This window comes from Blastococcus sp. SYSU DS0616 (genome assembly GCF_054051015.1).
Map to the genome: position 1 here is coordinate 1 of NZ_JBJHAJ010000041.1, position 25316 is coordinate 25316.

The window sequence follows — 25316 nt, forward strand, 5'->3', positions numbered from 1 at the left end:
CCCCCGCCCCCCCCGCCCCCGCCCCCCCCCCCCCCCCCCCCCCCCCCCCCCCCCCCCCCCCCCCCCCCCCCCCCCCCCCCCCCCCCCCCCCCCCCCCCCCCCCCCCCCCCCCCCCCCCCCCCCGTCCCCGGGTGCCGGGAGGGGGGGTGGACGCGCCCGCCCCGGACGCGGGAGCGAGACTCGGCACCATGAGCGCACCGGCCCCCACGACGACGGGCACCGACGACGGCCGGTCGGTGGTGGCCGAGCTGCGGCGCGCCGGCATCGGCGACGTCGACGACTCGGGGCTGGCCCGCGCCCTCTACTCCTCCGACGCGTCGCTGTACCGCGTCCTCCCCCGGGCCGTGGTGCGGCCGCAGCACCCCGACGAGATCGTGGCGGCGCTCGAGGTGTGCCGCTCGCTCGGGGTGCCGCTGACCGCCCGCGGCGCGGGCACGTCGATCGCGGGCAACGCCGTGGGCACCGGCGTCGTGCTGGACACCAGCCGGTACCTGTCGCGGGTGCACGCGATCGACCCGGAGGCCCGGACGGCGACGGTGGACCCCGGCGTGGTCCAGGCCGCGCTGCAGACCGCCGCGCGCCCGCACGGGCTGCGGTTCGGCCCGGACCCCAGCACGCACAACCGCTGCACGATCGGCGGGATGATCGGCAACAACGCCTGCGGGTCCCGGGCGCTGGGGTACGGCCGGACGTCGGACAACGTGGTGGGGCTGGACGTCGTCACCGGCACCGGTGAGCGGCTCCGGCTCGGTCCGGGCACCGAGCCCGCGCCGGGCGTGCTCGAGGACCTGCACCGGCTCGTCGCCGGGCACCTCGCGACCGTGCGCACCGAGCTCGGCGCCTTCGGCCGGCAGGTGTCGGGCTACTCGCTGGAGCACCTGCTGCCCGAGCGCGGCTTCGACGTGGCCCGGGCGCTGGTCGGCAGCGAGGGGACGCTCGCCGTCGTCCTCGGCGCCACCGTGCGGCTGGTCGCCGACGCTCCCGTCCGGGGGCTGGTGGTGCTGGGCTACCCGAGCATGGCCGACGCCGCCGACGCCACCCCCGGCCTGCTCCCCCACGAGCCCACCGCGGTCGAGGGGCTCGACCAGCGGATCGTGCAGCGGCTGCGCGACGTGCCCGCCGCCGTCGTCCCCGAGCTGCCGCGCGGCGACGGGTGGCTGATCGTGGAGCTGACCGGCGACACCGTGGCCGAGGTGCAGGGCAAGGCGCAGGGGGTGCTGGCCGACGCCGGTGCCCTGGACTCCCTCGTCGTCACCGACCCGGCGCACGCCGCGGCGATCTGGCGGATCCGCGAGGACGGCGCGGGGCTGGCCAACCGCACCTCCGACGGCCGGCCCGCGCACGCCGGCTGGGAGGACGCCGCCGTCCCGGTGGAGCGGCTCGGGGAGTACCTGCGCGGCTTCGAGGCGCTGCTCGACGGCCACGGGCTGCAGGGCGTGCCCTACGGCCACTTCGGCGACGGCTGCGTGCACGTGCGCATCGACTTCCCGTTCGGGGAGGGGCCCGATCGCGGCCGGTCGGCCTACCGGTCGTTCGTCGAGGACGCCGCCCGGCTGGTCGCCGGCTACGGCGGTTCGCTGTCCGGGGAGCACGGCGACGGGCGGGCGCGCAGCGAGCTGCTGCCGCACATGTACTCCCCCGCCGCCCTGGACCTCTTCGCCCGCGTCAAGGCGGTGTTCGACCCCGCCGACGTGCTCAACCCGGGCGTGCTGGTGCGCCCGGCACCGCTCGACGAGGACGTCCGGATCGCCGCTGCCCCGCCGCTGGTCTCGACCTCCCGCCGCCCCCTGGCGCTGGCCTACCGGCACGACGGCGGTGACTTCTCCGCCGCGGTGCACCGCTGCACCGGCGTCGGCAAGTGCCGGGCCGACCTGCAGTCCTCCGGCGGGGTCATGTGCCCGTCCTGGCCGGCGACGCGGGAGGAGAAGGACACCACCCGCGGCCGCGCCCGGGTCCTGCAGGAGATGCTCGCCCCCGGCGGGCCGGTGAAGGACTGGCGCGCACCGGAGGTGCACGAGGCGCTGGACCTCTGCCTGTCCTGCAAGGGCTGCTCGTCGGACTGCCCCACCGGCGTGGACATGGCCTCCTACAAGGCCGAGGTGCTGCACCAGTCGTACCGGCGCCGGCTGCGGCCGCGCGCCCACTACACGCTGGGCCGGCTGCCGTTCTGGTCGGACCTGGTGGCCCGGGCCCCGCGCCTGGTCAACGCGATGCTCGGCTCCGCGCTCGTCGGTTCGGTGGCCAAGTGGGGGGCGGGCATCGACCAGCGCCGGTCGGTGCCGCAGTTCGCCGCGCGCACCTTCCGGCAGCAGTGGGCCGACCAGCCGCTCCAGGGCGACGGCGCCCCGGTGGCGCTGTGGGTCGACTCCTTCACCGACCACTTCGCCCCGGAGGTCGCCGCCGCGACCGCCCGGGTGCTGACGGCCGCCGGCTACCGCGTCGAGGTGCCCGGCGCCGACACCTGCTGCGGGCTCACGTGGATCACCACCGGCCAGCTCGACAAGGCCAAGGGGATCCTCGGCGGCACCGTGCGGACGCTGGCCCCGCTCGCGGCGGCGGGCGTGCCGATCGTCGGCATCGAGCCCTCCTGCACCGCCGTGCTCCGCAGCGAGGCGCTGGAGCTGGTCGGCGGCGCGGAGGCCGAGCAGGTCGCCGCCGCCACCCGCACGCTCGCCGAGCTCCTGACGAGCACCCCGGGCTGGACGCCGCCGTCGCTGGACGGCCTGGAGATCGTCGCCCAGCCGCACTGCCACCACGCCTCGGTGCTCGGCTGGTCCGCCGACGCCCGGCTCCTGCAGGACGCGGGCGCCCGGGTGAACCGGCTCGGCGGTTGCTGCGGGCTGGCCGGCAACTGGGGCGTCGAGCGCGGGCACCACGACGTCTCGGTGGCGGTCGCCGAGCAGCAGCTGCTGCCCGCCGTCCGCGACCTGCCCGACGACGCCGTCGTGCTGGCCGACGGGTTCTCCTGCCGCACGCAGCTCGACCAGCTCGCCGAGCGGCGCGGACGGCACCTCGCCGAGCTGCTGGCGGAGCGACTGGCCTGATCCGGGTCTGCGACGATGCCCCGGTGGAGCTCGAGGAGACGCTGCTGCCCGGTGTGGGTGTCCGTTACCAGATGCGGACCCGCTCGGGTCAGGTACTGGGCATCGTCGTGCAGCGGGAGGGCGGCGCGGAGATCGCGGTGTTCGACCGGCGCGACCCCGACCGCGCGCGGGAGACGTTCCGGCTGGACCCGGAGGAGGTCGACGCCCTCGCCGAGGTGCTGGGCGCCCCCCGGCTGACCCAGCGGTTCGCCGACCTCTCCCGCGAGGTGCCCGGGCTGGAGTCGGCCCGGATCACCGTGCGGGAGGGCTCCCCGTACGCGGGCCGGAGCCTGGGCGACACCCGGGCCCGCACGCTGACCGGCTGCTCGGTGGTCGCCATCGTCCGCGGCGCCGACGTGGTCCCCTCCCCGTCACCCGCTGACCGGTTGTCCGCCGGCGACGTGCTGGTCGTCATCGGCTCCTCGGCCGGGCTGGAGCAGCTGGACCGGCGGATCGCGGGCCAGGAGTAGCCCGCGGTGGACCACGTCGCCGCCCTGCTGCTCGAGCTGGGGCTGTTGTTCCTCGGCCTGTCCGCGCTCGGGCTGCTGGCCCGGCGCCTGGGCCTCTCCCCCATCCCGTTCATCCTCCTGGCCGCGCTCGCGCTGGGCGAGGGTGGCCTGGTGCCGGTGGAGAACGCCGCGCCGTTCCTGGAGGCGGCCGCGGAGATCGGCGTCGTCCTGCTGCTGCTCACCCTCGGCCTGGAGTTCTCCGCCACCGAGCTGTTCGCGTCGTTCCGCCGGCACGCGCCCTCGGGGCTGGTGGACCTGGTGCTCAACGGCCCACCGGGGTTCGTCGCCGGGCTGCTGCTGGGGCTGCCCTGGGAGGGGGCGCTCGCCCTGGGCGGGGTCACCTACATCTCGTCGTCGGGGATCATCGCGCGGCTGCTCGGCGACCTGGGGCGGTTGGCCAACCGGGAGACCCCGGCGGTGCTCTCGGTGCTGGTGCTCGAGGACCTCGCGATGGCGCTGTTCCTGCCGCTGCTCGTGGTGGCCCTCGCCGGCCAGGGGCCGATGTCGGCCGCGGCCGGGGTCGGGCTGGCCGTCGGCGCGGTGCTCGTGGTGCTCCTCGCGGCGCAGCGGCACGGCCCGCGGCTGGGCCGGTGGCTCACCCACGACGACGACGAGCAGGTGATGCTCCGGCTGATCGGGCTGACGCTGCTGGTCGCCGGCGCCGCGCAGGCGCTGGGGGCCTCGGCGGCGGTCGGGGCGTTCCTGGTCGGGCTGGCGCTGCCGGCGTCCTTCGCCGAGCGGGCCCGTGCCATCCTCGGCCCCCTCCGCGACCTGTTCGCCGCCACCTTCTTCGTCGCGTTCGGCCTGGCCACCGATCCGGGCGCCATCCTGCCGGTGCTGCCCGCCGCCCTCGCGCTGGCCGCGGTCACCACCGTCACGAAGATCGGCACCGGCTGGTTCGCCGCGAAGCGGGACGGCGTGGCCGTCCCCGGCCGGCTGCGGGCCGGCACCGCGCTGGTGGCCCGCGGCGAGTTCTCGATCGTGATCGCGGGGCTGGCGGTCGGCGCGGGGATCCCCGCGGTCGGGCCGGTCGCCACCGGCTACGTGCTGCTGCTCGCGGTGACCGGTCCGCTGCTCACCCGGTTCGTGGAGCCGGTGGCGGCCCGGCTCGTCCGGGCACCGGTCGGCGCGTGAGCGCTCAGGCCGCGGCGCCGTCCCGCCGGGCGCGGGCCGCGGCCAGCACGTGGGGCGCGAGCACCGCGGCGATGGCCGCGTAGCCGGCCGAGGACGGGTGGAACCGGTCGGCGGAGAACAGCGCCGGGTCGGCCGAGAAGGCGCGCGCCACCTCGGCGGCGACCGGCGCCACCGTGGCACCGCCGGTGGTGGCCACCTGCGACTGCCGCCGCTGGAGGACCGCGCAGGCTCCCCGGACCAGCGCCCGCAGCGCGGGCGGCACGAACGGGACCATCGACATGTCCGGCGCCGGGACCACCACGACGTCGGTGCCGCCCGCGCGGAGCGCGGTCACCGCGGCCGCGAGCGCGCTCGCGGCCTGCTCGACCGGCACGAACCGGGCGAGGTCGTTGGCACCGATGACGACGACGGCGAGGTCGGCGGAGAGCGGCTGGGCCCGGCGCGCCTGGTCGGCCAGCCCGGCCGAGACGGCGCCGGGGACGGCCATGACGTGCAGCTCGACGTCGAACCCGTCGTCGGTCAGCACGCGGGTCAGCCGCGGCCCCAGGGCGTCGGAGGGGCGGGCGGCCCCGGTACCGGAGGCGAGCGAGTCGCCGAGGACGACCAGGCGGAGAGGAGTGCGGGCCACGCCGGGTCCAACAGGACCGGGAGGCCGGCTATGCCGGGCCGGGCTCGGTCAGCGACCGCGCCAGACCGGGGGCCGGCGCTCCGCGAAGGCCGCGGAACCCTCCCGGGCGTCCTCGGAGGCGAACACCGGCGCGACGAGCTCGTCGTGCCGCGTCCAGGCCTCGTCCGGCGCCCACCCCGGCGCCTGCTGCACGACCTGCTTGGTGGCCGCCACCGCCAGCGGACCGTTCGCGGCGATCACCTCCGCCAGGGCGACGGCCTCCGCGACCGCCGAGCCGTCCTCGACCACGCGGTTCACCAGGCCGACCGCGGCCGCGCGCTCCGCGTCGACCGGCTCACCGGTCAGCAGCAGCTCCAGCGCGACCGCGCGGGGCACCCGCTGCGGCAGCAGGAGTGCGGCCCCGCCGGCCGCGACGAGCGAGCGCTTCACCTCCGGCACCCCGAACCGGGCGCCCCGGCCCGCCACCACCAGGTCGCAGGCGAGCACCAGCTCGAAGCCGCCGGCCAGCGCCCAGCCCTCGACAGCGGCCAGCAGCGGCTTGCGCGGCGGGGTGCGGGTGATGCCGCACAGCCCGCGACCGGGGATCGCGGGGCTCTCCCCACGCAGGAACGCCTTGAGGTCCATCCCGGCCGAGAAGGTGCCGCCCGAGCCGGTGAGCACCCCCGCTCGCAGGCCGCCGTCGGCGTCCAGCTCGTCGACCGCGGCCGCGACCGCCCGGGCGACGTCGGCGTCGAGGGCGTTGCGCGCGGACGGCCGGTTGATGGTGATCACCTGGACGGCGCCGCGGCGCTCCACCAGGACCTTGTCGTCGTCGACCATGACGCCTCCTCGGCGATGGGGAGAAGCGCGCGGGGCCGGGCAGCCGGTGCGGCTGCCCGGCCCCTGCTGAGCGGATGGAACGGCCCCTCTGCAGGGCCCCACCGCGAGCGGAGCGAGCGGTGGGGGGCAGAGGGGTCCGCTCAGGCCTTCGGGCCGCCGGCGGCGTAGACGACCTGGCCGGAGACGAAGCCGGCGCCCTCGCTGACGAAGAAGGACACCAGGTGGGCGATGTCCTCCGGCTTGCCCGTGCGGGCCACCGGGATCTGCGAGGCCGCGCCCTTGATGAAGTCGTCGAACGGGATGCCCATGCGGTCGGCGGTCGCCTTGGTCATGTCCGTCTCGATGAAGCCCGGGGCGATGGCGTTGGCGGTGACGCCGAACTTGCCCAGCTCGATCGCGAGGGTCTTCGTGAAGCCCTGCAGACCGGCCTTCGCCGTCGAGTAGTTCGCCTGGCCGCGGTTGCCCAGCGCGGAGGTGCTGGACAGGTTGACGATCCGACCCCACTTCTGGTCGATCATGTGCTTCTGCGCGGCGCGGGTCATGAGGAAGGCGCCCCGCAGGTGCACGTTCATGACGATGTCCCAGTCGGAGTCGCTCATCTTGAACAGCATGTTGTCGCGGAGCACACCGGCGTTGTTGACCAGGACGGTCGGCGGGCCCAGCTCCGTCGCGATCCGCTCGACGGCGGCCTCGACCTGCGCGGAGTCGCTCACGTCGGCGCCGACGGCCAGCGCCCGGCCGCCGGCGGCCTCGATCGCCTCGGCGGTGCCCTTGGCCGAGCCCTCGTCCAGGTCGAGGACCGCGACGGCGAATCCGTCCTGCGCCAGCCGCTGGGCGGTCGCCGCGCCGATGCCGCGGGCCGCGCCGGTCACGATGGCCACGCGGGACGCGCCCGTGGTGCCTGCCTCGCTCATGTGAGTTCCCTTCGTCTCGGATGCCGGCGGTACCGGGGCGGAGGGCCCCGGTCCGCGGCGGGCTGCGCCCGACACGTTACGGCCGCCGGTTGCGGCCACGGTCACAAGGTCCGGTGCCGGGTCCTGCGCACCCGCCCGGACGACGTCGACCCGGTCGAACCCCTCGGCGACCGACGGCGGCACGAACCGCGCCCGGGTGGCGTGGACGCCCACCAGTGGCACGCGGGCCCGACCGGTACGGGCGTCGTTGCGGGCCAGGCAGACCTCCAGGGGCGTGTCCAGCCACACCGCGCGCACGGGCACGCCGGCCTCGCGGGCGAGGGTGACGAGCGGTGCGCGCTCCGCCGGTGAGGGGTTGGTGTTGTCGACGACGACGCTGCGCCCCGCGGCCAGGAGCTCGGCGACGACCCGCTGCTGGCGCGCCTCCCGGCGCCGGGCGTTCGGCCACTGGTCCTTGCTGACGACGACGTGGCTGCCGGCCAGGTGGCGGGCGATCCAGGTGCTCTTCCCGCTGCCCTGCAGACCGGCCAGCACGACCAGCTCCTGCCCGGTCAGCCCCGGCCCGCCGGGGTGGCCGCCGCGTCGTCGGTCTCCTCCGCCTCGGCGGCGGACGACCGGCGGTGCGGGTGGTGGTGCAGCCGCCGCATGGACGCCAGGGCGGCGTGCCGGTCGGCCATGCGCCGCCGGGCCCGCATCGTGCGCGGGGCGCGCGGCTCCTCCCGCAGCAGGGCGTCCAGCCAGTGGCCCCGGGGATCGACGTCGACCAGCAGGGCCTTGACCAGCAGCGTCAGCGGGATGGCGAGCAGCGCGCCCAGCGCGCCGAGGACCCAGCCCCAGAAGAGCAGGGCCACGAACGTCACCGTCATCGACAGGCCCACCGAGTCACCGACGAAGCGGGGCTGGATCAGGGTCTGGACGACGAAGTTCAGCAGCGAGTAGACGACCAGGATCGCGATGAAGTCGCCCCAGCCGCCGGCGAGCAGCCCGAGCACGGCGGGCGGCGCGACCCCCAGGACGAACCCGATGTTGGGCACGTAGTTGGTGATGAAGGCGAGCAGCCCCCACAGCGGGGCGGCCGGCACGTCCAGCAGCGCCAGGGCGATCGTGTCGCCGATCGCGACGATCGCCCCGAACACCGTGCTCACCAGCAGGTAGCTGCGGGTGCCCCGGGTGAACAGCCGCAGCGCCACCGGCAGGTGGGGGCGCTCGGCGCCGATGAGGGCCAGCCGCCTGCCGAAGCCGCTGCTCTCGATGCCCATGAAGACCAGCGCCGACAGCAGGAGCAGCAGGGTGGTCGCCGCATCCGTGAGCCGGCTCAGCAGGTCGGTGGCCAGCCCCACCAGCGAGCCGTAGTCGATCTGCTCGACGAGGTCCGACAGCTGACCGGAGACGATCCCCCGGCTGTTGAGGTCGGCGACCACGTCGTTGATCAGCAGCTGCGCCCGGTCGGCGTAGTCGGGCAGCAGCGCGGCGAACTGGGCGACGGCGGCCACCAGCAGCGCGACGAACGCCAGCAGCACCGTCCACACGAGCAGCAGCAGCACGGTGGTGGCCAGCCAGCGCGGCACGCCGATGCGGCGCAGCCACCCCTGCACCGGGGTCAGGGCGATGACGACGACGAGGGCCAGGAACACCGGCGCCACGAGCCAGGCGATCGCCTGCAACCCGGCGATGGCGATGGTGGCGGCGGCGGCACCGCCCACCAGGAGCAGCCAGCGCGGCAGCCCGGGCTCCGGTGCCGGGACCACCGCCGCCGGGTCGGGCCCGGCCGGCTCCGGCGCGCCGGCCGGTGCCGCGTCCTGCCGGTCCGGCCGGATCAGCGGCAGCGGCCCCGTCTCCGGCAGGTCATCTCGTGCTGGCATGCCCGCCTCCCCCTCGGTCGCGCCCGGGCGCACCGGCTCCGCCGACCCGCCGGTCAGTCGCGGGCGGCCAGCAGCGCGGTCATGGCCGGCAGGTCGAAGAACGCCGCCGTCTCGCGGGCGCTGGGGCCACCCGCGTCCGGATCGGCCCCGGCCGCGAGCAGCCGCTGCACGGTCTCGGCCGACTGCTTGAAGACCGCCGCGGCCAGGGCCGTCTGGCCGCGGTCGTTGGCCCGGCCGTGGTCGGCGCCACGCTCCAGCAGGGCGGCGACCGTGCCGCTGTGCCCGTGGTAGGCGGCGAGGATGAGCAGGGTGTCGCCCTTGTCGTTGGTGAGGTTCACCGGGACGCCGGCGTCCACGTACGCCACGAGCTCCTCGGTGTGCCCGCCGCGGGCGAGGTCGAAGACCCGTCCGGCGAGTTCGATGACTCCGGGATCGATCGGCTGGCCGCTCACCCGCCCCAGGGTAGGAGACGAGCGGCCGACGGCTCCGCAGGCCAGTCCGTCCCCGCCGTCCCGGACGCCCCGGACGCGGCCCGGCCCGTCTCCGCCGGCACTACGCTGACCGTCGTGGCGGCCGACTCGCACCTGGAGTCGGTGCTGGTGGGCGCACCCGAACCCGCGGTGATCGTGCTCCAGGAGGACCACCGGGCCTGGGCGGCCCGCTTCCGCCAGGTCCGCGACGAGGTTCTGGCCGTCCTCGGTGACCGGGTGGTCGACGTCCTCCACATCGGGAGCACGGCGGTTCCCGGGCTGGCCGCCAAGCCGGTGGTGGACGTGCTGGTCACCGTTCCCGACGTCGCGGACGACGACGCCTACGTCCCTGCCCTGCGGGCAGCAGGATTCGCTCTGCGCGTGGTCGAGCCGGGGCACCGGATGCTCCGCACCCCGGCCCGGGACGTGCACCTGCACGTGCGCGCGACCGGCGACCCGGCCGTCACCGACCACCTGCTCTTCCGTGACCGGCTGCTCCGCTCCGCGGCCGACCGGCAGCTGTACGAGCGGACCAAGCGGGACCTCGCCACCCGGCGGTGGGCGGACATGAACCACTACGCCGAGGGGAAGTCCGCCGTCGTGCGCCAGATCCTGTGCCGGGCACGTCAGAGCGCCAGCTTGTAGCCCGCGTGCGAGTGGACGAAGCCCAGCCGTTCGTAGAACCGGTGCGCCTCGCGGCGGGCGAGATCGGTGGTCAGCTGCACCAGCGCGCACCCCTGGCGGCCCGCCTCCGCGATCGCCCACCCGAACAGTGCCGTCCCGAGGCCCGTGCCGCGCCGGTCCGGCCGCACGCGCACGCTCTCGATCTGCGCGCGCAGGGCTCCTCCGCGGGACAGGCCCGGGATGACCGAGAGCTGCAGGGTGCCGACGACCGCGTCGCCGTCCGCGGCCGTCACCAGCAGCTGCGCCGGATCGCGCTCGATCCGTCGGAACGCCGCCCGGTACGGCGCCAGGTCCGCGGCCCGCTCACGTGCCCCGCCGATCGGGTCGTCGGCCAGCAGCACCACCAGGGCCGGGAGGTCGGCTGCCGTCGCCGGCCGCACCCGTACGGTGCTGCCGGGCAGCGGTCCCCACGCCGGCCTCGTCACGGCCGGGCGACGCGGTCGGTGAGCGACAGGACGTGCGCCCAGGCGTCGCGGCAGGCCTCTGCCCAGGCGTCGTGCGACCGGTCGAAGAACGAGTGCGGCGCGCCCTCGTAGACGACGAGGTCGACCTCTGCCCCGGCCGCGCGCAGCCGGTCGGCCAGGGCCCGCTGCTCCGGCACCGGCGTCACGCTGTCGGCGCCGGCGACCAGCATCACCGTGGGCAGCCGCGCCCGGTCGGCGGCGTCCCCCACCAGCGACGGGCGGCCGTAGAAGCCGGCGCAGCCGGCCAGGTCGAGGTCTCCACCGGCCAGCCGCCACGAGTGGCTGCCGCCGAAGCAGAAGCCGACCGTGACCACCGGCAGCTCCGCGCCGGCCCGCTCGCGCAGGTGGTCGATCGCGGCGGCGACGTCGGCGTCGATCCCCTCCGGCGTCGTGCGCGGGATGTGCGCCTGCCAGTCGAAGTCCTCGGGCCGGACGCCGTCGGCGCAGACGCCGGCGGTGCGCCCGAACCAGTCGATCGCGACCGCCGCCAGCCCCGCCTCGGCGAACCGCTCGGCCAGGGCGACGTAGTACGGGTGCAGGCCCCGGATGTCGGGGAGCACGACCACCCCCGCGCGCGCGGGCTCCGCGGGCAGCGCGGTGGCGGCCGTGAAGCAGGCGCCGTCAGCGGCGGTGAGCGTGGTCGTGGCGCGTTCGCGCACCGGCCCGCTGCGCGGCGGGGCGGGCGGACGGCTGTCGTGGTCGTGGCACATGCGGTGTTCCTCCGTCCAGCTCCCGGCCATGGGTGGCCGGCGTCCTCACCCGCCGGAGGCCGGCGCCGGGTCGCACCGGCCGACGGTGGCCGACGGTGGCCGACCGCCATCCTCGCCGTCCCGCCGCTCCCCCGCTGGGCGGGCGCTGCACGCAGCAGCGGGCCGCTCAGTGGGCGAGGAAGACGTCGTGCTCCGCACACTCCGCGGGGACCGTGACACCGGCGACCTCGTGCGGGCCCGGTTCGACCGTTCCGGACGAGTGCTCGAGCACGAAACCGCCGCTCACCTCGACCCGGTCGCCGAGCGCGGCGGTGCCGTGGCCCGGGATGCTGACGGTCAGGGGATCGTCCTCGACGACCTCGGTGCCGTGCGGCCACACGATGACGTAGCCGCTCGCCCCGAGGCAGCCGCCGACGACCTCCAGCCGGCCGCCGCCGAGCGCGTCCATGCCCGCCTCTGCGCGCTCGGCGACGAGAACGGTCGCTCCCCCGGCCCGGACGACCTCGCCTCCGCAGCCACCGAGCGCGAGCGTGACCGCCAGGACGGCCAGCAGCCGGTCGACGCGCCCGCGGGCCGCACTCGTCACGTGCGGTCCGACGATCGGCACGGAGCCTCCGTTCCCGTCACCCCGGGGGGACGACGGGGTGCGCTCAGCCGCGGAGCAGGACCGCGACCCCCACGCAGCCGGCGGCCCACAGCCCGCTCGCCAGGGTGCCCACGATGAACCGCTCGGCGGCCGCCGGCGCGCGCAGTTCGGAGAACCGCCCCAGCCCCTTGATCGCGAGGACGACGGCGAGCCCCTCGGGCCAGCCGACCAGCAGCGTGCTCGCGATCGCCCCCCGCTCGAGGACGCCGATCCATGCCCCGCCGCGGAGGATGTCGGGATCCTGCGGGCCCCCGGACACCCCGGCGGCGGCCGGGTCGGCGGCGTGCAGCACCGCCGTCGCCACCGGTCCCCCACCGGTGACCGCCGCCAACGCGGCGAGCAGGGCGCCGGCCTGCGCCGGGCCACCGCTGCTCTCGGCCGGCCAGGCGAAGGCGGCGGCGACAGCCAGCGCTACCACCAGGGCGATCGCGCCGGCGGCGCCGGGCGTCCGCTCGCCGCGGAAGGACAGGACCAGGCCGGCCAACCCGGCCAGCCCGAGGAGCAGCAGGACCGCGGTGGTCATCCGGCCGCCCTCGCCAGGAGCCGGGCGGCCGTCGGCCGCAGCTCGCGCTCCAGCTCCCACGAGGCGGCAGCCAGGCGCTGGCCCACCGCCTGCCGCGAGACGCCGAGGGCTGCGGCCGCCTCGGCCTGGGTCCGTCCGGCCTCGACCAGCTCGATCGCCTCCCACGCCTGCTCGCTACGCCGGCCCACCAGCACCGCCAGCGCACCGAGCACCGCCTGTGCGTCGCCGGCGTCGGCCGGGACCGCCCCGCGCACGGCCAGCCGCACCGGCCGCTGCTTGGCCGCGTCGACGGCCCGGCGGGCGCAGAGGAAGGCCGGCCCGGCAGCGGCCCGGGTGCTGGCCGGCAGCGGCTCCTGGACCGCCCCCGCACCGATGCCGATGCTCCAGCCGCCCAGCCGGACGAGGCGCAGGGCGACGTCGACGGCGGCGTCGGGCTCGCCGAGGACGCCCTGGAACTCGTCCCCCGCCGTCCGTTCGAAGGCCAGGACGGTGGGGACGTCGGCGTTGAGCTGCGCCAGGACGTCGCCGACCCGGTCGGGCCCCCGCCGGCTGGCCCGTTGGTCGATGGTCAGCACGTACGGCACCGCGAAAGCCTTACACCTTTCTCTGGATGAAGCAAGGATCAGAGCTTGTCGGCCACATCGGCCGGGAACCCCCCGGTGGCGATCGGCCCCCAGCCGGTGACGGTGATGCGCAGCAGCGCCTTGCCCTGCCGCGCCATGGCCGCGCGGTACTCCGCCCAGTCGGGGTGCTCCCCGCTGATCGACCGGTAGTAGTCGACCAGCGGCTCCAGCGCCTCGGGCAGCTGGAGCACCTCGGCCTCGCCGTCCAGCTGCACCCAGGGGCCGTCCCACTCGTCGGAGAGGACGCACAGGGAGACCGACGGGTCGCGTCGCGCGTTGGCGACCTTGGCCCGCTGTGGGTACGTGGACACGACGACGCGGCCCTCGGCGTCGACCCCGCAGGTGACCGGCGAGAGCTGGACCCCACCCTCCCGCCGTCGGGTGAGCAGCACCGCACGGTGCCGGGGGCGGAGGAAGTCCACGAGGGACGCCCGGTCGACCCGGTCGGTGGTCGCGATCTTCGGCATGCCTGCACGCTACGACGCGGGTGTGATGATCGTTTCCCGCCCGGTCAGGTGCGTGCATCTGTGTTGAGATCGCAGCATGAGGATCCGCTTGCCCGGTCGCACCGAGCCGCCACCGGACGAGACGGCCGACGACGTCGAGCCGGACGAGCCCACCCCCTCCGCCGGGGTCGTGCCGGCCACGCACGCGCCGGTGCCGACCACCGAGCGGGGCGAGCGCCTCCAGCGGGCGAGCCGACGGCTGGCCATCGCCTCGGGCGAGCTGCTGCTCATCGTCGGCGGGGTGATCGTGCTCGGCTACGTCCTGGGCAAGCTCTGGGTCATCCTGCTGCCGGTCGTCCTGGGCCTGCTGTTCACCACCGTGCTGTGGCCGCCGACCCGGTTCCTGCGCAACCACGGCTGGCCGGCCGCGCCGGCCGCGATCACCGTCCTGCTCACCTTCTTCGCCGCCTTCGGCGGGATCATCGCGCTCATCGCCCCTCCCGTCGTGGGCCAGGTCGAGGAGCTCGCCGAAGGCGTCAGCGTCGGCCTGGAGCAGCTGCAGGACTGGCTGACCGGGCCGCCGTTCAACCTAGGCGAGGAGCAGATCGGCAGCGCCGTCGACCAGGCGATCAACACGATCCAGGGCAACGCCCAGAACATCGCCGGCTACGCCGTGACCGGCGCCACCGCGATCGGCGGCCTGCTGATCAACCTGGTGCTGGCGCTCGTGCTGACCTTCTTCTTCCTCAAGGACGGCCCCCGCTGGGTGCCGTGGCTCGCCGCGCAGACGGGCCAGCCGGCCGCCCCGCACGTGGCCGCGCTCTCCTACAAGACGTGGTCGACGCTCTCGGAGTTCATCCGCCAGCAGGCCATCGTCGGGTTCGCCGACGCGTTGTTCATCGGCCTGGGCCTGTGGATCCTCGACGTCCCGCTGGTGCTGCCGCTGGCGGTGCTGACCTTCTTCGGCGCGTTCGTCCCCATCATCGGTGCGTTCGTCGCCGGCGGTTTCGCGGTGCTGATCGCGCTGGTCGACCAGGGCTTCACCACGGCGCTGATCGTGCTGGGCATCGTGATCCTCGTGCAGCAGATCGAGGGCAACGTCCTGCAGCCGATCCTGCAGGGCCGCGGGCTCAACCTGCACGCCGCCGTGGTGATCCTGGCCGTCACCGCGGGCGCCAGCCTGGCCGGCATCATCGGCGCCTTCCTCGCCGTCCCGGTGACCGCGCTGATCGCCGTCTGCTACCGGTACGCGCGGGACCAGCTCGACGGGAAGTCCCCCGAGGTCCTCCCCGACGGCACGCGCGCGCAGATCGTCGACGACCCGGCCGGTGCCCGCCTGTCCCGGGAGCAGGCCGACCCGCCCGGTCATGACGGCGGGCAGGAGCCCAGCGCCACGCAGCCGCGCGGCACGGGCGCGACCAGTACGGAGGCCAGCGAGGAGGACGCGGCCACCCGCTGAGCGCCCGGACGGGTGGTGGCGACGGCCCGCCGGGAATGCGGCGGGCCGTCGCGCGGCTGTAGCGGCCAGCGCGACCCGGCCTCGCGCCGGACGACCCGACAGGAGGTGCCCCCGTGGCCCAGCGACCGGAGGACCTGGTCGAACTGCTCCCGGCGGCGGAGCCGTTCCTCACCCGCGAGGCGGCCGTCGACGACCCGGCCGAGCGCCGGGGCCTCGTGCTGGTGCACGACCTCGCCGGAGACTTCGACGCCGCGTCGGCGGGCACGCTCGCCGGCGCCCATCTGCTGGCCGGGCTGCCGCACGAGGTCATCGCCCGCTTCGACGCCGACAGCCTGATCGACTACCGGGCCCGACGTCCCCGCATGACCTTCAACGCCGACCGGTACGAGGGCTTCACCGCCCCGGAGATCGCGCTCTACGCCGTCGAGGACGACGCCGGCGAGACGTTCCTGCTCCTCCACGGCGCCGAGCCCGACTACGCCTGGGAACGGTTCGTGGCCGCGGTCGGCATGCTCGTCGAGCGGCTCGGCATCACCTCCGTCGCCGCGCTCCAGGCGATCCCGATGCCGGTGCCGCACACGCGGCCGGTCACCGTCACCGCCCACGCCACACGACGGCAGCTCATCGAGTCCTATCCGGTGTACTGGGGCGAGATGCGCATCCCCGGCAGCGTCTCGGCCCTGCTGGAGCTGCGCATGGGCGAGGCCGGGGTCGACGCCTTCGGCGTGGCCGCGCACGTCCCCCACTACCTCGCGCAGGCCACCTACCCCGCCGCCTCGCTCACGCTGCTCGAGCACCTGGAGCAGCTCACCGGGCTGCGCCTGCCCACCGAGTCGCTGCGCGAGGCGGCCGAGCTCCACCGCTCGGAGGTCGACGCGCAGATCGCCCGCTCGGCGGACAACGTGGCCGTCGTCGCCGCCCTGGAGCAGCAGTACGACTCGTTCACCGCCGCCCGCGAGGGCACCGACCTGCTGGGCGGCGCCGGCGAGGTGCCCAGCGCCGAGGAGCTCGGCGCCGAGTTCGAGCGGTTCCTCGCCGACCAGGACCGCAAGCGCGACTGAGCGGTACGCCCCGTCGTCCCAGGACGACTCGGCACGGCAGAAGGCCGACGGGCCGCGACCGGGATGATCCCGGTCGCGGCCCGCCGCGGTGGTGCTGTGGTGCCTGTCAGGCGACGACCACGCGCTCGTTCGGCACGCAGTGCGTCATGACGTGACCGGTCACGTCCCGCGGACCGTTCTTGCCGAGGTTGGCCGCGCGCTGCAGCTCCTCCTCGGACAGGGTCTGCGTCTGCAGCGGCTCCAGGCCCCGGACGTCGTCGGCGGAGATGCCGAGGGCCTCGCCGACCCGCTGGCCCCACTCGTCGTCGCACATGAAGAAGTGCCAGACCATCCGCTCCTGGATCTCGCGGCGGCACTGCTGCAGGGCGCCGACCAGGTTGGTGACCAGGTCGTCCTTCTCCCACTGCTCGGAGAGCTGGTAGCGCTCACCGGCCTGCTTGTAGTCGTTGGTGCGCGGGATCCGCTTGCGGGTGAGCCGGCCGGTGATGACCGGGCCCTGCTCGTCGTGCGTGGGGTAGGTGTCCTCACGCAGGCCGCCGGTGATCGACGGCTCGTAGTTGACGTGCGGGTTGTCGCCCACGATGTCGCGGCCGTAGGACATCGGGCCGCCCTGCTGGTTGGTCCGGACCTCGACCTTGGGCCGGTTCACCGGCAGCTGCAGGTAGTTCGGACCCACCCGGTAGCGCTGGGTGTCCGAGTAGGAGAACGTCCGGCCGACCAGCATCTTGTCGTCGGAGAAGTCCAGCCCGTCGACCAGGACGCCGGTACCGAAGGCGATCTGCTCGTTCTCGGAGAAGAAGTCCTCCGGCATCCGGTTGAGGGTCATCGTCCCGACCTTGCGGAGCGGGAAGACCTCCTCCGGCCACACCTTGGTGTCGTCGAGCGGGTCGAAGTCGAGCTCGGGGTGCTCGTCGTCGCTCATGATCTGCACGTGCAGGTCCCACGACGGGAAGTCGCCGGCGGCGATCGAGTCGTAGAGGTCCTTGGTGTGGGCACCCAGGGTCTGCGCCTGGATCTTGGCGCCGTCCTCGGCGGTGTAGGACTTCACGCCCTGCTTGGGCAGCCAGTGGTACTTGACCAGCACGGTCTCGCCCTGGGCGTTGACCCACTTGTAGGTGTTCACGCCGAAGCCCTGCATGTGCCGGTAGCTGGCCGGCAGGCCGCGGGGGCTGAAGACCAGCGAGACCATGTGCATGGCCTCGGGGGTCTGGCTGAAGAAGTCGAAGGCCCGCTCGGCGACGCTGGCCTCAAAGGTGACCGGGTCGGGCTTCTGCGAGTGGATGAAGTCGGGGAACTTGATGGCGTCCCGGATGAAGAAGACACCCAGGTTGTTGCCGACGAGGTCCCAGTTGCCGTCCTCGGTGTAGAACTTCACGGCGAAGCCGCGCGGGTCGCGCGCCATCTCCGAGGAGTCCCGGCCACCGGCGACGGTGGAGAAGCGCAGCGCGACGTCGGTGCGCTTGCCCTTCTCCTGGAACAGCTTGGCGCGGGTGTACTTGCTGACCGGCTCGTCACCGACGGTGCCGTCGGCCTCGAAGTAGCCGTAGGCGGTCACGCCGCGGGCGTGCACCACGCGCTCCGGGATGCGCTCCCGGTCGAAGTGGCTGATCTTCTCGAGGAACTGGTAGTTCTCCAGGGTCGCGGGGCCACGGGCGCCCACGGTGCGCTGGTTCTGGTTGTCGTAGACCGGGTGGCCCTGACGGTTGGTCAGGACCGGCTTGCCGGCCTGGCTGGGCGCCGTGCCCTGCGATGCGACGTCGGTCATGCTCCTGCTCCTCCTCGGATGTGGTGCTGGTGTTCGACCTGCATGGAGTCGGTGCCTGCCGCGACCTCCCGGTCACGGCTCCGACAGGTGGCGCAGAGCCCCCAGAACACGACCTCGGCCTCGTCCACGACGAAGCCGGCGGTGTCCGACGGGCTCAGACAGGGGGCCGCACCCACGACGCAGTCCACGTCGGCGACCGCGCCGCACGAGCGGCAGACCAGGTGGTGGTGGTTGTCCCCCACCCGCAGCTCGAACAGCGCGGGCGCCCCGGCGGGCTCGATCCGGCGGGCGATGCCGGTGGAGACGAGGGCCTTCAGCACGCCGTACACGGCCTGGGGGGACAGCGAGGGGTGCAGCTGCCGCGCGCCGGTCACGATCGTGTCGGCGTCGGCGTGGGGATGATCGGCCAGCACGCTCAGCACCGACAGGCGGGGCCGCGTCACGCGCAGCCCGGCCTCCCGCAGCTCGTGCGCCCAGGTCGTCTCCATCGAGAACCATCCAACGCGCTTTTCTTGAACGAGTCAAGACAAGCGGGTGAACGATCGCGGACGTGTCCCCCTGCGGGGGCCCTGATGATCAGGTCACCTGATCATCAGGGGTCCTGGCTCACTTCCAGCACTGAGCCAGGACCCCGAACGATCAGGTGACCTGATCGTCCTGCGGGTCAGGCGAAGACGATGGTGCGGTCGCCCTCGACGATGACGCGGTCCTCCACGTGCCAGGTCACCGCCTGCGCGAGCACCTGCCGCTCGACGTAGCGGCCCACCCGGCGCATGTCCTCCACCGTGGCGCGGTGGTCGACGCGGGCGACCTCCTGCTCGATGATCGGCCCGGCGTCCAGCTCCGCGGTCACGTAGTGCGCGGTGGCACCGATGAGCTTCACCCCGCGGTCGTGGGCGGCCTGGTACGGGTTCGCGCCCACGAAGGCCGGCAGGAAGCTGTGGTGGATGTTGATCAGCCGCTCGGGGAACCGGGCGCAGAACTCCGGCGAGACGATCTGCATGTACCGGGCCAGCACCACCAGGTCGACGTCGCCCACGATCTCCAGCGCCCGCGCCTCGGCCTCGGCCTTCGTGCCCGGGGTGACCGGCACGTGGTGGAACGGGATGCCGGCCGCGGCGGCCACCGGCTCCAGGTCCGGGTGGTTGCTGATGACAGTGGTGATGTCGGCCCGCAGGTCGCCGGCGCGCACCCGGTAGATGAGCTCCTGCAGCACGTGGTCGGTGCGGCTGACGAAGACCGCGACGGTCGGGCGGTGCGCGGCCTCCACCAGCCGCCAGGTGAGCTGCCACGTGCGGGTCAGCTCGGCCAGCCGCTGCTCCAGCTCCGCCCGCCGGGCGGCCAGGTCGGCCAGCACGAACTCCAGGCGCAGGGTGAAGGTGCCGCCGCTCGGGTCGGAGGAGTGCTGCTGGGAGTCGGTGATGTTCGCGCCGACGTCGGCCATCAGGCCGCTGATCGCCGCCACGATCCCCGGCCGGTCGGGGCAGCGGACGACCAGTCGTCCCAGGTCGGCGGTGCGGTCGTCGAGCGGGCGGGCAGCAGACACGGTGCTAGATCGTCCCAGACCCGTGCGACGCGCGGTCGGGGCCGCCCCGGCGGAGGGCCGCGAGCACGGTGCACGCCGTCCAGACGACGTCGACGGCGAACACGATCACCCAGATCCGGCCCACCCCGTGGACGAAGCCGGGCAATCCCTCCAGCCCGGGCCGCGCGCCGCGCAGGAGGGCGTCCCACCCCTGCTCGGCGGAGGCCACGTCGACCACCCAGGAGAGGTCGACGAGCGCCAGCAGCACCTGGACGAGGACGAACAACACCGCGTGGGCGGCCAGGAGCGACAGCTGCCGGCGCGGGTCGCGGGAGCTCGCACTGCCCGTGCGACGGCCCGCCGTCCGGCCGTCGGACCCGGCGGTGTCCCCGACGGCGGCCGCCGGTGCGGTGGCGGCTGCATCCGGGACGGCGGGTGCGCCGGCGGGCACGGGAGCCGCCGCCACCTCCGGCGGGGTGGCGACGGGCCGGTCCCGCACCCCCAGCCGGCCCACCGCCCACGGCCCGAGCACCGCGCCGGCCAGGCTGGGCAGCGCGAGGACCAGGCAGGCCGTCGTCCACGACCCGCCCTGGTAGAGCGCGCCGGCCAGCACCGCACCCACGGCGGCACCCACCAGCGCGGCCGCCTCGTACAGGCCCATGCCGCGGCCGATGCCGGCGCCCGCGGCCTCGGCGACGACCGCCTGCTGCACGGGGATGACCGCCGCCCAGGCCGCCGCGCTCAGGACCCACGCCGCCGCCAGCACGCCCGGGGTGGGTGCGAAGGACAACCCGACCGCGAAGAGCGCGCTGGCCACCGATCCCAGCGCCAGCACCCGGCGGCGGCCGAACGCCACGGCGAGGCGGTGCAGCGGCCCGGGCAGCAGGCCCATGACGACGGCGCCCGGGAGGTAGACCAGCGCGATCTCCACCGGCTCCAGACCGTGCCCGCGCTGCAGGTGCAGGAGCAGCAGGATGCCGACGGCGGACTCCGCGGCCATGGTGGCCGCGACGGTCAGCAGCAGCGGGCGCAGTCTCCGGCCGGTGCGCCGCAGGGCGGCAGGCGGCCCGGCACCGGCCACCGCGCCCGGCCGGATCGGCGCGGAGTACAGGAAGCCGGCACCCACCAGGCAGGCGGCGGCGCAACCGAGGAACAGCCCCCGGTAGCCCAGCGCCGGCAGCAGCGACAACCCGGCCACGAAGGCCACCCAGACGCCGGTCTCCTGCCAGGAGAGCAGCCGCGCGAAGACGGCGGGGTCCACCGCCAGCCGCTCACCCACCATGGCGCGCAGCGGCACCCACAGCAGCGCACCTCCCACTCCGCCGACCACCGCGGCCAGGAACGCGAGGGGAAGCGCGCCGGCGAACGCGTACCCGGCGGTGGAGAGCGCGTACAGCAGCGCGCCGACGGCGGCGACGGTCCGACGCTCCCGCGCATCCGCGAGCCCGCCGGCCAGCGGCCTGGCGACCACGGAGACGGCCAGCTCGGTCGCCACGAGCAGGCCGACCTCCACCGCGGCGGCCCCGAGGGCGGCGCCCGCCCAGAGCGGCAGGAGGAAGTCGAGCAGTTCGGCGGGCCCGCGGGTCAGTGCGGCGGCCGCCAGCGCGCCCGCCTCGCGGCGTGCGGCAGGGCTCCGGACGCGGTCCGCCATGCCCGGCAGCGTAGCGGAACGTCTGTTCCACTAACATCGGCGCATGCCCCGGTCCGTGGATCCCGACGAGCGCCGGCGGACCATCGCCGAGGCGCTCTGGCGCGTCGTCGCCCGCGACGGCCTGGCCGCGGCCACCGTGCGCAGCGTGGCCGCGGAGGCAGGGCTGTCGCTCGGCGCGGTGACGCCCTTCTTCGACGGCCAGGAGGCGCTGCACCTGTTCGCGATGCGGCTCGTGGTGGAGCGCACGGCCGCGCGCGTCGCACGCCTGGATCCGCAGGGGTCGCCTCGAGAGGTGGCCGAGCAGCTCCTCACCGCGGCCATGCCGTTGACGGAGGAGACCCGGCAGGAGGCCGCGGTCTACTACGCCTTCCTGGCCCGCGCCCGCGTGTCCCCGTCCTTCCGCGCCGTGGCCGACACCGTCGACGACGACCTGCGCCGCCTGCACGCCCTCGTCGTCCGCCTGGTGCTCCCCGACGCGCCCGATCCGCATCGGGAGGCGGCGGTCAGGGAGCTCCAGGCGCTCAGCGAGGGGCTGGCCTTCCAGCTGGTCACCTGGCCGCACCGCTACTCGGTCGAGGACGCGCGCGCCGCAGTGCGCACGTGGATCGACCGGACCGCGGCACCGGCCGGCCGCTCCTCTTCCGGGGAGTAGGCCGAGGTCAGACCTCCGGCAGCGGGGCGCGCCGGGCGCCGGCGACGTCGAAGAGGTCGCCGTACTCCTCGACGCGGGCCAGCACCTGCTCCGTGGTGAACCGCAGGGCCGCGGGATCCAGGGAGCCGTCGCGGACCGCGTCGACCTCGTCCCAGCCGATCGGCGTGGAGACCGTCGCCCCCGCCCGCGCCCGCAGCGAGTACGGGGCGACGGTGGTCTTGGCCGGGTTGTTCTGGCTCCAGTCGACGAGCACCTTGCCCGGCCGCAGCGCCTTCTCCATCCGCCAGACGACGTCGTCGGGGGTCTCGGCCGACAGCTCCTGTGCCAACTTCTTCGCATAGCGGCTGGGCTGCTCGCGGTCGGTGACCTCGATCGGCGCGTACACCTGCATGCCCTTGGAGCCCGACGTCTTCACCACCGGGTCCAGGCCGTCGGCCTCCAGCCGCACGCCGAGCCGCTCGGCCACCTCGCAGCACTCGGCGATGCCGGTCTCCGGGCCCGGGTCGAGGTCGAGCACCAGCAGGTCGGGCAGCTGCGCCACCCCGTCGTCGTCCACCCGCCACTGCGGGACGTGCACCTCCAGGGCGGCCAGGTTCGCCGCCCACGCCAGATCGGGGACGTCGGCCAGCAGCACCATGTCCAGCGTCTCGCGGCCGCGCGAGCTGCCCGGGCTCGGCAGGGTCACCCGGCGCACCCACTCCGGGGCGTGCCGCGCGCTGTTCTTCTCGAAGAACGCCGGGCCCTCGACCCCGTCGGGCCACCGGGTGAAGGTCACGGGCCGGCCGGCCACGTGCGGCAGCAGCACCGGGGCGATCCGCACGTAGTAGTCGATGACCTGGGCCTTGGTGAAACCCACCTCGGGGAAGAGAACCTTGTCCAGGTTGGAGACCGCCAGTTGCCGCCCGGCGATCTCCACCCGCTGCCTGGCGGGGCTCACGGTCCGCTACCGCGGCGCCGGCCGTTCACGACTCCCGCACCACGTCGTCGGGCTCCAGGTCGTCGCGGACCCCGCGCCAGACCGGGTGCCGGAGCCGCCCGTCCGCCGTCCACACCGCGTAGGCGACCTCGCCGACGAGGTCGGGCTCCACCCAGCGCGCGTCCCGGGTGACCTCGCGCGGCAGTGCGCCGGCGAAGGGCGAGGTGCGGCGCGGGGTGAGCAGCCGCTGCAGGTCGCGCAGCCCCTGGTCGGTGAACCCGGTGCCCACGTGCCCGACGTAGACCAGCCGCCCCTCGTCGTCGGGGACGCCGACCAGCAGCGAACCGATGGTGCCGGCGCGCCGTCCCTGGCCCGGCCGCCACCCGCCGACGACGGCGGACTGGGTGGAGAAGTTCTTGACCTTGCGCCAGTCGGGGCTGCGGACGCCGTCGCGGTACGGGGAGTCCAGCCGCTTGGCCACGATCCCCTCCAGCCCGTTCTCCTCGCTGGCGGCCTGCACGTCGGCGCCGCGGCCCGGGAACCACGGCGTGAGCACCCAACGGCGCCCGGCCGGGTCGAGCTCGTCGAGGAGCGAGCGGCGCTCGACGTACGGGCGTCCGCGGAGGTCCTGCCCGTCGAGCTCCAGCAGGTCGAAGACGAGGTAGCTGACCGGAGCGGCGGCCGCCATCCGCGGCACCTCGGGACCGGTGCGGTGCATCCGGTTCTGCAGCGCACCGAAGTCGGGGCGGCCCTGCCCGTCCATCAGCACGATCTCCCCGTCGAGGACGGCGTCCCGACCGGTGAGCGTGCCGGGCAGCCGGGCGACCTCCGGATACCGGACGGTGATCTCCGTGCCCTTGCGCGAGGCCAGCGTCATCCGCCCGTCCCGCACCGCGGCCAGGGCACGCACGCCGTCCCACTTGAACTCGTAGCCCCACCCGCCGTCGTCGGCGGGCAGGTCGCCGGGGACGGCCAGCATCGGCAGCGGGAGGTCGGCCGGCTCGGGAGCCACCACCTCAGGCGCTGCGGCGGGCCCGCTTGGCCGGCGGCTTGTCGTCGCCGGCGGCCCGGGCGGTCGTCTTCTCCGCCGGGCCGGCCGCCTTCTTCGGCGCGGCCTTCTTCGCGGCGGCCTTCTTCGCCGGAGCCTTCGCGTCGGCCTTGTCGGCGGCGGCCTTGCGGGGCGCGGCCTTCCGCGCCGACGCCGGCTTCTTCGCCGGCGGCGCCGTGGGCTCCTCGTCCGCGGTCGCGCCGCCCCGGGCGCGCTCGACGCTGCGCCGCAGCGCGCTCATCAGGTCGACGACGGCGGCCCCGTCGTCGGGGGTCTCCACCGGCTGGGCCACCTCGCCCCCGGTCTGCTTCGCCTCCAGCAGGGCGGTCATCGCCTCGCGGTAGTCGTCGGTGAACTCACCCGGGTCGAAGTCCGTGGTCATCGAGCCGATGAGGGCCTCGGCCATCTTCAGCTCCTGCGGCCGCACCGAGATGTCCTCGTCGAGGAAGGCGAAGTCGGGCGTGCGGATCTCGTCGGGCCACCGCATGGTGTGCAGCACGAGGACGCCGTCGCGCACCCGCAGCGCCGCCAGCGACTCCCGCTGCCGCAACGCGATCTTGGTGATCGCCACCTGGCCGGCGTTCTCCAGCGCGTCGCGCAGCAGCACGTAGGGACGCGCCGCGGGACCGTCGGGCTCGAGGTAGTACGTCTTCTCGAACATGATCGGGTCGATCTCGGACTGGTCGACGAACTCCAGCACCTCGATCTCCCGGCGGGTGGTGAGCGGCAGCCCCTCGAAGTCCTCGTCGGTGAGGATGACCACCTCCCCGCTGGGCAGCTCGTAGCCCTTGGCGATGTCGGAGTACTCGAGCTCCTCGCCGTCGATCGAGCACACCCGCCGGTACTTCACCCGGCCACCGTCGGCCGCGTGCACCTGGTGGAAGCGGATGTCCTTGTCCTCGGTGGCCGAGTACAGCTTCACGCCGATGCTGACCAGGCCGAACGACACGGCGCCTCGCCAGATCGATCGCATGCCGCCCTCCCTCGCACCCGTTCCGCCGGGCGTCCCCGACCCGGAGCCGGGTCAAGATCGCAGGATAGGTCCGGAGCGCCCTCCGCGGCAGGGCGAACGACGCGGCCACTCCCCCCGACGGAGGACCGTCGCCTCCTCAGCCCTGGTCGTCCGCCCCCTCGTCGGCCGGGGCCAGGGCACCGTTCTGGATCGAGTCGTACACGAACTGCAGGACGTCGGAGCCCGCGACCGTCGTCATCGTCAGCGCGGCCAGCCGGGTGGCCCGGGGTGCGGTCACGTACCCGAAGACGAACGCCGTGCCCACCCACTGGGCCAGGCAGAAGGGGCAGGTGAGCAGCTCACCGACGGCGTGCTTCACGCCGCCGTGCTCCCGCACCTCCTCGGCCACCTCGGCGTGCCCCGAGGCGCCCTCGAAGCGCACGAACGGCGCGCGGAGCGGACTGGTCACCGGGTCCTTGGCGATGCGGCGGGCCAGCCGGAAGGTGGCGATGGTGAGCAGGACGGCGTCACCGAGCGGGATCCGCTCGGGCAGCTGCTTGCCCGCGGCCCGCACCGCCACGGCGCCACCGGCCACCACGCCCGCGTACACGCCCATGGCGCCCAGGTCACCGCCCAGCGGCCTGGGTTCCCCGTTGGTGTACTCGCGCTTCTGGGTGCGCACCCACCGGCGGAGCGGCGCCCCGACCCGCTGGACCTCGTCTGCGATCGCCATGGCCCCCTGCTACCCCGCGGACGCGCTCCCATGCCGCGA

26 protein-coding genes are annotated in these 25316 nt (G+C 75.0%); 7 read left to right on the forward strand and 19 right to left on the reverse strand.

Features of this window, described 5'->3' with window-relative positions; genetic code table 11:
* Positions 1 to 188 precede the first annotated feature (188 nt).
* Genes ACI79K_RS20045 through ACI79K_RS20055 form a run of 3 tightly spaced genes read left to right on the forward strand, consistent with a single transcriptional unit; the run spans position 189 to position 4726 of the window.
* Positions 189 to 3044 carry an FAD-binding and (Fe-S)-binding domain-containing protein gene (locus tag ACI79K_RS20045; RefSeq protein ID WP_456600597.1) on the forward strand — a complete coding sequence of 952 codons (2856 nt, stop codon included), beginning with the start codon at positions 189 to 191 and terminating at the stop codon, positions 3042 to 3044.
* A 23-nt stretch (positions 3045 to 3067) separates the two neighbouring features.
* Positions 3068 to 3553 (forward strand): cation:proton antiporter regulatory subunit, encoded by a 486-nt coding sequence (locus ACI79K_RS20050; RefSeq protein ID WP_456590458.1) that lies wholly within the window; start codon positions 3068 to 3070, stop codon positions 3551 to 3553.
* 6 nt (positions 3554 to 3559) lie between these two features.
* Entirely contained in the window at positions 3560 to 4726 is a 1167-nt protein-coding gene (locus ACI79K_RS20055) for a cation:proton antiporter (protein WP_456590459.1), read from the forward strand.
* Between the two features lie 4 nt (positions 4727 to 4730).
* On the opposite strand, the gene ACI79K_RS20060 is transcribed toward ACI79K_RS20055, so the two are convergent.
* From ACI79K_RS20060 to ACI79K_RS20080, 5 genes are all read right to left on the reverse strand, one after another.
* A complete protein-coding gene (locus ACI79K_RS20060; RefSeq protein WP_456590460.1) occupies positions 4731 to 5354 on the reverse strand; it encodes a GDSL-type esterase/lipase family protein in 624 nt (207 codons plus the stop codon).
* Positions 5355 to 5402: 48 nt separating this feature from the next.
* Positions 5403 to 6173: a crotonase/enoyl-CoA hydratase family protein gene (locus ACI79K_RS20065; RefSeq protein WP_456600598.1), complete on the reverse strand. Its 771-nt coding sequence runs from the start codon at positions 6171 to 6173 to the stop codon at positions 5403 to 5405.
* Positions 6174 to 6313: 140 nt separating this feature from the next.
* Positions 6314 to 7621, reverse strand: coding sequence for a 3-oxoacyl-ACP reductase FabG (gene fabG / locus ACI79K_RS20070; RefSeq protein WP_456590462.1), 1308 nt, complete (start codon positions 7619 to 7621; stop codon positions 6314 to 6316).
* A 17-nt stretch (positions 7622 to 7638) separates the two neighbouring features.
* Entirely contained in the window at positions 7639 to 8949 is a 1311-nt protein-coding gene (locus ACI79K_RS20075) for an AI-2E family transporter (RefSeq protein ID WP_456590463.1), read from the reverse strand.
* A gap of 53 nt (positions 8950 to 9002) precedes the next feature.
* A complete protein-coding gene (locus tag ACI79K_RS20080; RefSeq protein ID WP_456590464.1) occupies positions 9003 to 9401 on the reverse strand; it encodes an ankyrin repeat domain-containing protein in 399 nt (132 codons plus the stop codon).
* Between the two features lie 114 nt (positions 9402 to 9515).
* Between ACI79K_RS20080 and ACI79K_RS20085 the strand changes: the two genes are divergently transcribed.
* Positions 9516 to 10064, forward strand: a complete 549-nt coding sequence (locus ACI79K_RS20085) for a GrpB family protein (RefSeq protein ID WP_456600599.1) — start codon at positions 9516 to 9518, stop codon at positions 10062 to 10064.
* Here ACI79K_RS20085 and ACI79K_RS20090 read toward each other — a convergent pair.
* The 6 genes from ACI79K_RS20090 to ACI79K_RS20115 form a co-directional block, all read right to left on the reverse strand.
* Positions 10046 to 10483 carry an N-acetyltransferase family protein gene (locus ACI79K_RS20090; RefSeq protein ID WP_456590466.1) on the reverse strand — a complete coding sequence of 146 codons (438 nt, stop codon included), beginning with the start codon at positions 10481 to 10483 and terminating at the stop codon, positions 10046 to 10048. The two genes, ACI79K_RS20085 and ACI79K_RS20090, sit on opposite strands and share 19 nt — an antisense overlap.
* 41 nt (positions 10484 to 10524) lie before the next feature.
* Complete coding sequence (locus tag ACI79K_RS20095) at positions 10525 to 11277, reverse strand: dienelactone hydrolase family protein (protein WP_456598422.1); 753 nt, start codon at positions 11275 to 11277, stop codon at positions 10525 to 10527.
* A gap of 166 nt (positions 11278 to 11443) precedes the next feature.
* Positions 11444 to 11884: a hypothetical protein gene (locus ACI79K_RS20100; RefSeq protein ID WP_456600600.1), complete on the reverse strand. Its 441-nt coding sequence runs from the start codon at positions 11882 to 11884 to the stop codon at positions 11444 to 11446.
* A gap of 43 nt (positions 11885 to 11927) precedes the next feature.
* Positions 11928 to 12446, reverse strand: a complete 519-nt coding sequence (locus ACI79K_RS20105) for a hypothetical protein (protein ID WP_456590469.1) — start codon at positions 12444 to 12446, stop codon at positions 11928 to 11930.
* The gene (locus tag ACI79K_RS20110) at positions 12443 to 13030 is read right to left on the reverse strand and encodes a hypothetical protein (protein ID WP_456590470.1); all 588 of its coding nucleotides are present in this window, start codon (positions 13028 to 13030) and stop codon (positions 12443 to 12445) included. The genes ACI79K_RS20105 and ACI79K_RS20110 overlap by 4 nt, the downstream gene beginning before the upstream one ends.
* 38 nt (positions 13031 to 13068) lie before the next feature.
* Positions 13069 to 13536 carry a PPOX class F420-dependent oxidoreductase gene (locus ACI79K_RS20115; protein ID WP_456590471.1) on the reverse strand — a complete coding sequence of 156 codons (468 nt, stop codon included), beginning with the start codon at positions 13534 to 13536 and terminating at the stop codon, positions 13069 to 13071.
* Positions 13537 to 13612: 76 nt separating this feature from the next.
* Here ACI79K_RS20115 and ACI79K_RS20120 point away from each other — a divergent pair, with 76 nt between their 5' ends.
* Entirely contained in the window at positions 13613 to 14974 is a 1362-nt protein-coding gene (locus ACI79K_RS20120) for an AI-2E family transporter (protein WP_456590472.1), read from the forward strand.
* 113 nt (positions 14975 to 15087) lie between these two features.
* Complete coding sequence (locus tag ACI79K_RS20125; protein WP_456590473.1) at positions 15088 to 16035, forward strand: proteasome assembly chaperone family protein; 948 nt, start codon at positions 15088 to 15090, stop codon at positions 16033 to 16035.
* A gap of 106 nt (positions 16036 to 16141) precedes the next feature.
* Here ACI79K_RS20125 and ACI79K_RS20130 read toward each other — a convergent pair whose 3' ends face one another.
* The 4 genes from ACI79K_RS20130 to ACI79K_RS20145 all read right to left on the reverse strand — a co-directional run bounded on the left by ACI79K_RS20130 (position 16142) and on the right by ACI79K_RS20145 (position 20976).
* Positions 16142 to 17800, reverse strand: a complete 1659-nt coding sequence (locus ACI79K_RS20130; RefSeq protein ID WP_456590474.1) for a catalase — start codon at positions 17798 to 17800, stop codon at positions 16142 to 16144.
* On the reverse strand, positions 17797 to 18288 hold the full coding sequence (locus ACI79K_RS20135; protein WP_456598317.1) for a Fur family transcriptional regulator: 492 nt from the start codon (positions 18286 to 18288) through the stop codon (positions 17797 to 17799). The genes ACI79K_RS20130 and ACI79K_RS20135 overlap by 4 nt, the downstream gene beginning before the upstream one ends.
* 176 nt (positions 18289 to 18464) lie before the next feature.
* Positions 18465 to 19346, reverse strand: a complete 882-nt coding sequence (gene purU / locus ACI79K_RS20140) for a formyltetrahydrofolate deformylase (protein WP_456590476.1) — start codon at positions 19344 to 19346, stop codon at positions 18465 to 18467.
* Between the two features lie 4 nt (positions 19347 to 19350).
* Complete coding sequence (locus ACI79K_RS20145) at positions 19351 to 20976, reverse strand: MFS transporter (protein WP_456600601.1); 1626 nt, start codon at positions 20974 to 20976, stop codon at positions 19351 to 19353.
* Between the two features lie 43 nt (positions 20977 to 21019).
* Between ACI79K_RS20145 and ACI79K_RS20150 the strand changes: the two genes are divergently transcribed.
* Positions 21020 to 21628, forward strand: a complete 609-nt coding sequence (locus ACI79K_RS20150) for a TetR/AcrR family transcriptional regulator (protein WP_456600602.1) — start codon at positions 21020 to 21022, stop codon at positions 21626 to 21628.
* Positions 21629 to 21635: 7 nt separating this feature from the next.
* Here ACI79K_RS20150 and ligD (ACI79K_RS20155) read toward each other — a convergent pair whose 3' ends face one another.
* From ligD (ACI79K_RS20155) to ACI79K_RS20170, 4 genes are all read right to left on the reverse strand, one after another.
* The gene (ligD, locus tag ACI79K_RS20155) at positions 21636 to 22565 is read right to left on the reverse strand and encodes a non-homologous end-joining DNA ligase (RefSeq protein WP_456590479.1); all 930 of its coding nucleotides are present in this window, start codon (positions 22563 to 22565) and stop codon (positions 21636 to 21638) included.
* A gap of 25 nt (positions 22566 to 22590) precedes the next feature.
* Positions 22591 to 23556: a non-homologous end-joining DNA ligase gene (gene ligD / locus ACI79K_RS20160; protein ID WP_456600603.1), complete on the reverse strand. Its 966-nt coding sequence runs from the start codon at positions 23554 to 23556 to the stop codon at positions 22591 to 22593.
* A 4-nt stretch (positions 23557 to 23560) separates the two neighbouring features.
* On the reverse strand, positions 23561 to 24565 hold the full coding sequence (ku, locus tag ACI79K_RS20165; RefSeq protein ID WP_456590481.1) for a non-homologous end joining protein Ku: 1005 nt from the start codon (positions 24563 to 24565) through the stop codon (positions 23561 to 23563).
* A 136-nt stretch (positions 24566 to 24701) separates the two neighbouring features.
* Positions 24702 to 25277, reverse strand: coding sequence for a DUF1360 domain-containing protein (locus tag ACI79K_RS20170; protein ID WP_456590482.1), 576 nt, complete (start codon positions 25275 to 25277; stop codon positions 24702 to 24704).
* Positions 25278 to 25316: the final 39 nt, after the last annotated feature.

Coding starts and splice junctions, on each gene's coding strand:
- ACI79K_RS20045 (WP_456600597.1), top strand. CDS start 189: ATGAGCGCACCGGCCCCCACGACGACGGGCACCGACGACGGCCGGTCG.
- ACI79K_RS20065 (WP_456600598.1), bottom strand. CDS start 6,173: ATGGTCGACGACGACAAGGTCCTGGTGGAGCGCCGCGGCGCCGTCCAG.
- ACI79K_RS20075 (WP_456590463.1), bottom strand. CDS start 8,949: ATGCCAGCACGAGATGACCTGCCGGAGACGGGGCCGCTGCCGCTGATC.
- ACI79K_RS20095 (WP_456598422.1), bottom strand. CDS start 11,277: ATGTGCCACGACCACGACAGCCGTCCGCCCGCCCCGCCGCGCAGCGGG.
- ACI79K_RS20105 (WP_456590469.1), bottom strand. CDS start 12,446: ATGACCACCGCGGTCCTGCTGCTCCTCGGGCTGGCCGGGTTGGCCGGC.
- ACI79K_RS20115 (WP_456590471.1), bottom strand. CDS start 13,536: ATGCCGAAGATCGCGACCACCGACCGGGTCGACCGGGCGTCCCTCGTG.
- ACI79K_RS20120 (WP_456590472.1), top strand. CDS start 13,613: ATGAGGATCCGCTTGCCCGGTCGCACCGAGCCGCCACCGGACGAGACG.
- ACI79K_RS20130 (WP_456590474.1), bottom strand. CDS start 17,800: ATGACCGACGTCGCATCGCAGGGCACGGCGCCCAGCCAGGCCGGCAAG.
- ACI79K_RS20135 (WP_456598317.1), bottom strand. CDS start 18,288: ATGGAGACGACCTGGGCGCACGAGCTGCGGGAGGCCGGGCTGCGCGTG.
- ACI79K_RS20145 (WP_456600601.1), bottom strand. CDS start 20,976: ATGGCGGACCGCGTCCGGAGCCCTGCCGCACGCCGCGAGGCGGGCGCG.
- ACI79K_RS20150 (WP_456600602.1), top strand. CDS start 21,020: ATGCCCCGGTCCGTGGATCCCGACGAGCGCCGGCGGACCATCGCCGAG.
- ku (WP_456590481.1), bottom strand. CDS start 24,565: ATGCGATCGATCTGGCGAGGCGCCGTGTCGTTCGGCCTGGTCAGCATC.
- ACI79K_RS20170 (WP_456590482.1), bottom strand. CDS start 25,277: ATGGCGATCGCAGACGAGGTCCAGCGGGTCGGGGCGCCGCTCCGCCGG.